We start from the raw sequence: 4663 nt of genomic DNA, 5'->3' as shown, positions 1-4663 counted from the left end.
CGGTGCCGTCCGCGCCGACCAGCAGCGACGCGAACGGCCGCTCGCCGGACGCGCCGGCCCGGTCGGCGAGTTCCACGGCGCGGCGCAGGAACGCTTCGTCGTCGGGGGTCATCGGCTCTCCTGGTGGTCAGTCGGCGGCGATCTGCTCGACGGATCGGGCGGCGACGGCGCGCAGGACCGGGTCACCGCTGCGGGCGTACGCATCGCTCAGGGTGTCGATGAATTTGATCGCGTGCGCGTCCCCGGTGTCCAGCGCACGCGCCATGGCCTCGCCGAGTTCCGGCCCGGCGGCCGGTGGCAGGGCACGAGCCTCGACCGGGGCGTAGGCGGCGGTGACGGCGGCGGTCGCCGCCCAGGCGGCGGCCAGACTCGGCCGCCACAGCGGCGGCGGCAGGGCCGGCAGCGTCCGCAAAACGGCGTTCGGCGCGGTCGCCGCGTGCACGAGCATGACCGGGGCGGCGTACCCGTGGGTGCCGTGCCGCTGCACGGCGGCGTCGACGACCGCCGCGAGCCGGGTGGGCGCGTCGTCGGCCGCGTCGCCGGGCACCGCCGCCGCCACCGCCGGCCACCGGGTCAGGTCGGCCAGTTGCGCCAGGCGGGACCGGATGCCGAACCGCTGGTCGGGTACGCGCGGCACCGCGTCGAGCGCGGACCGCGCGTCTGTCACCGGGTACGGTCCGGTGCCTGGCGGCGCGAGTGGCTGCCAGCGGGCGGCCCAGTAGGCGAGCCCGTGGCCGAGTTCGGTGACCCGCGGTCCGGTCTCGGCGTCGAGCAGGGCGCGTACGGCGTGGCCGACGCGGATGACACCGTGGGTGGCGCCGGCGGCGATGCCCGGCAACAGGCGAGGCCACCAGCGGGCCAGCACGTCGCGCCACGGCTCGCCGGCCAGCTCGCGGTCGAAGAGGTCGAGCCAGTCGCCGGTACGCACCGGGTCGCCGAGCGGGTCGCGCCACTCCGCGGGTGCGATACGCCGGATGCCGCGCGGGCGTTCCTCCAGCCGGTCGGCGTACGCGTCGATCCAGCGGTGCACCGCCCGCCCGTGGCCGTGGCGCACCAGCGCCTCCGCGGCCATCGGCACGTGGTTGGACAGCCACCCGTCGCGCTCGGGACCGGTGTGGCGTACGCGCTCGTACGCCTCGTCGAGTACGGAGTTCAGCACGTCGGCAAGCGTCCGACCTGAAGTCCGGTTGACGTCAAGCGGCGCGGAACCGGCGGGGATCGGACGACGTCGAAGCGGCCATGAGACTTCGTGCTCTGCTTGTCGTCGCCCTGGCAGCTCTCGGCCTCGTCGTCGTCATGTCACCCCCGAAACCCGCGTGGGCGTGCTCGTGCGTCGGGTCCACCACCGAACAGGACGCCAACGCCGACAGCACCGTCGTCGGCACCGTCTCGCAGGTGACCGACAGGGCGATCCGGCTCACCGTCGAGTCCGTCGAGAAGGGCGGCGCCCAGGTCGGGAACAGCCTCACGCTGCGCGTCTCGCCCGGCGAGGCCGCCTGCGGCTACGCCTTCCGCCTCGGCACCCGGTACCGGGTGAACTCGTATGGTGGCGCCACCGGCGTGTGCGCCGGAATCCGCGAGCTGTCGAGCCCGGCGGCGGCCACCACGCCGTCCGTCGCCACGGCTGAGCGGACGCGGGCCGCGGGACCGCCTGCCTGGTGGATCGTCGGCGGCGCGACGGTGGCGGCGCTCGCCGCCGCCGGGCTGGTGGTGGCGGCCAGGCGGCGGACCGGACGCGGACAGCCCTGACGGCCGGTCAGGACAGGCGGCGGCGGATCCGCGCCATGTCCTCCTCGGGCAGCGCGTCGGCCACCAGCAGCCGGGGCAACAGCTCCGTCTCCAGCGTCGTGGCCCGGAACACCAGCGCCACCGTCACGTCGTGGCCGGGCCGGTGCACGACCTCGACCGGGTCGCCGGCCCCGACGCTGCCCGGCGTGACCACCCGCAGGTACGCCCCGGGCCGTACCTCCTCGGTGAACCGCTTGATCCAGCCGCGTTCGCCCAGCCACCCCTGGAACGTCCCGCAGGGGATGCGCGGGCAGGTGACCTCCAGCACCAGGTCCGGGCCGATCCGCCACCGCTCGCCGATCAGCGCGCCGTTGACGTCCAGCCCGCTGGTGGTCAGGTTCTCGCCGAAGCTGCCGTCGGCGAGCGGGCGGCCCAGCTCGGCCTCCCAGTGGTCGAGGTCCTCCCGCGCGTACGCGTAGACCGCCTGGTCGGTGCCGCCGTGGTGGGCCACGTCGTAGACCCGGTCGCCGGCCAGCCCGACATCGCCGGTGCCCTTCGGTCCGGGCGCGGTGACGGCGACCCGGCCGTCCACGGGCCGCTTGTCGATGCCGGTGGCCCCGATGCCCTTCCACGGGTTCGGTTGCGGTCGGCCCACGTTGACTGAGATCACCCTCATGACGGCGACGGTATGCGGCGCAGGGCCGGACGGGCCAGTCCATTCCCCCGGGCCGGGTGAACGGCGAGGCGGCGTGGCCTGCGTACGATGCGGGCCGGACATCCTCGTCGGGTGGTGGAGGTAGCCGCGGATGGCAGGCCAGCAGGACGGTTTCGCCCTCGGCGTGGACCTCGGGACCTCGAACACCGTGGCGGTGCTGCGCTGGCCGGACGGGCGGACCCGGCCGGTGCTCGTCGACGGCCATCCGATCCTGCCGTCCGGCGTGTACGCCGACGCGGACGGTCACCTGCACGTCGGGCGGGACGCGCAGCGCCTGGCGCAGGCCGACCCGGCCGGCTACGAGCCGAACCCGAAGCGCCGGGTCGACGAGGAGACCGTCGAGCTGGGTGGGCGGGCGTACCGGCCGGCGGAGCTGCTGGCCGCGACGCTGCGCGCGGTCGCGGACGCGGCGGTGGCGGCGGTCGGGATGCTGCCCCCGGCGGTGGTCACCCACCCGGCGGCCTGGACGCCGGCCCGCCGTCAGGTGCTGCACGACGCGCTGGAACTCGCCGGCTGGCCGGCCGCGGCCGAGCACACGCTGGCCGGGCCGATCGCGCCCGGCACCCGCCTGCTGCGCGAGCCGGTGGCCGCGGCGCGCTACTTCACGCAGGTGCTGCGCCGGCCGGTGCCGGTGGGCGGTTCGGTGGCGGTGTTCGACTTCGGCGGCGGCACGCTCGACGTGGCGGTGCTGCGCAACGAGGGCGCCGACCCGTGGGGCGACTCCGGCTTCCAGCTGGTCGCCACCGGCGGGATTCCCGACCTCGGCGGCCTGGACCTGGACGCGGCCCTGCTCGGGCGGCTCGGCGAGCTGGTCGGCCCGGCCCACCCGCGTGAGTGGGCCCGGCTGACCGAGGCGACGACGACCGCCGAGCGGCGGGACCGCCAGCAGCTCTGGGACAACGTGCGCGGCGCGAAGGAGATGCTGTCCCGGGCCATGGTGGCGCCGGTGGCCGTACCGGGGGTGGAGGCGGCGGTGCCGCTGCCCCGGGAGGACTTCGAACGCCTCGCCGCGCCGCTGCTGGCCCGGGCGGTGACGGAGACCCGGGAGGTGACCGCCGCCGCCGGGCTGCGACCGGAGCAGCTCAGCGGCCTGTTCCTGGTCGGCGGGTCGACCCGGGTGCCGCTGGTGGCCCGGCTGCTGCACGCCGAGCTGGGCATCGCGCCGACGGTGCTGGAGCAGCCGGAGATGCCGGTCGCCGAGGGCGCGCTCACCGACCTGCCGCTGCCCCGCCGGTCCGGGCGCCCGGCCGCGCCGGTCCAGCTGGCGTCCGCCCAGCCCGCGCCCACGCAGCCCGAACCGACAGGGCCCGCGCCGGGCGGGACCGACGCCGGCACGGCGAGCGCCGCCACGGTCCCCGCCGGTGCGACCAGGACGAACCCGACCGCGCCGCTCGGCGGTACGGACGCGGCCTCCGCCGGACCGCACGGCACGCTGGTCGCCGACGGGCCCGTCCCGCAGACCCCCGCCACCAGGTACGACGGCACGCCGCTCGCCGGAGGTCCGGTCCCGCACCCGAGGTACGACGGCACTCCGGGCGCCCCCGGTTTCGTGCCGCCGGGGGCAGCGCCCGCCGCGCACCACGCCGGACCCGGCGTCCCCGGGATGCCACCGCCCGGCGGTGGATGGCAGCCGGCGGGGCCCGGTCCCGGCGTACCCGGGGCACCTTTCTCCCCCGCTCCGGGCGGTGTCCGGCCCGGCGGCGGCCGGCCCCGGCGCGGCCGGTGGATCGCGCTCGGCGCGGGTCTCGTGGTCGTCGCCGTGTCGGCGTCGGTGCTGCTCTGGGTGTTCCGGGACCGGCACCCGGCGCTGGACTTCCACACCGCCGAGCTGGTGAGGACGGTGGCCGCCGGTGACACGCGGCCGGGCCAGATGTTCACCGCGACGCTCGGGGAGCGCGCCTACCTGGCCCGTTCGCTGCCCGACGACCACCTCCACGTGACGGCCGTCGAGGCGGCCACCGGCAGGACGGTCTGGGAGAAGCGGACCGACGCGGCCACGCAGCGGTGGGCGGGGATCCGGGCGCTGCCCGACGGGCTGCTCGTCCTCGGCGACGCCACCGGCAGCGGCACTCCGCGCGTGCTCGCGGTGCTCGATGGCGATTCCGGCGAGCAGCGCTGGCAGACGGACGTGGGCCGCGACGACGCGCTGTTCTTCGGGGCCGACACGGTGGTCCGGGTGGACCGGGCCGGCGAGCGCCTGGTCGGGCTGCGGTTGGACGA

The 4663-nt window shown here is 76.8% G+C and carries 4 protein-coding genes; 2 read left to right on the top strand and 2 right to left on the bottom strand.

What is annotated here, in order from left to right; translation table 11 throughout:
• Window positions 1-127: 127 nt before the first annotated feature.
• Window positions 128-1159, bottom strand: a complete 1032-nt coding sequence (locus KBX39_RS23925) for a questin oxidase family protein (protein ID WP_210872602.1) — start codon at window positions 1157-1159, stop codon at window positions 128-130.
• Window positions 1160-1239: 80 nt separating this feature from the next.
• On the opposite strand from KBX39_RS23925, the gene KBX39_RS23920 reads away from it, so the two are divergent.
• Window positions 1240-1749 carry a hypothetical protein gene (locus KBX39_RS23920; RefSeq protein WP_113974824.1) on the top strand — a complete coding sequence of 170 codons (510 nt, stop codon included), beginning with the start codon at window positions 1240-1242 and terminating at the stop codon, window positions 1747-1749.
• A 7-nt stretch (window positions 1750-1756) separates the two neighbouring features.
• Here KBX39_RS23920 and KBX39_RS23915 read toward each other — a convergent pair whose 3' ends face one another.
• The gene (locus tag KBX39_RS23915) at window positions 1757-2404 is read right to left on the bottom strand and encodes an MOSC domain-containing protein (protein WP_043328945.1); all 648 of its coding nucleotides are present in this window, start codon (window positions 2402-2404) and stop codon (window positions 1757-1759) included.
• Window positions 2405-2534: 130 nt separating this feature from the next.
• Here KBX39_RS23915 and KBX39_RS23910 point away from each other — a divergent pair.
• On the top strand, window positions 2535-4663 hold a 2129-nt coding region (locus KBX39_RS23910), incomplete at its 3' end, for an Hsp70 family protein (RefSeq protein WP_210872600.1).

The sequence above is a fragment of the Micromonospora sp. D75 genome (genome assembly GCF_018070405.1).
Classification (GTDB): Bacteria; Actinomycetota; Actinomycetes; order Mycobacteriales; family Micromonosporaceae; genus Micromonospora; species Micromonospora chalcea.
This window is presented reverse-complemented; position numbering and strand designations above follow the sequence as displayed.

Bases quoted from the DNA above. Each gene is read 5' to 3' on its own strand.
- KBX39_RS23920 (WP_113974824.1), top strand. From the start codon at position 1,240: ATGAGACTTCGTGCTCTGCTTGTCGTCGCCCTGGCAGCTCTCGGCCTC.
- KBX39_RS23915 (WP_043328945.1), bottom strand. From the start codon at position 2,404: ATGAGGGTGATCTCAGTCAACGTGGGCCGACCGCAACCGAACCCGTGG.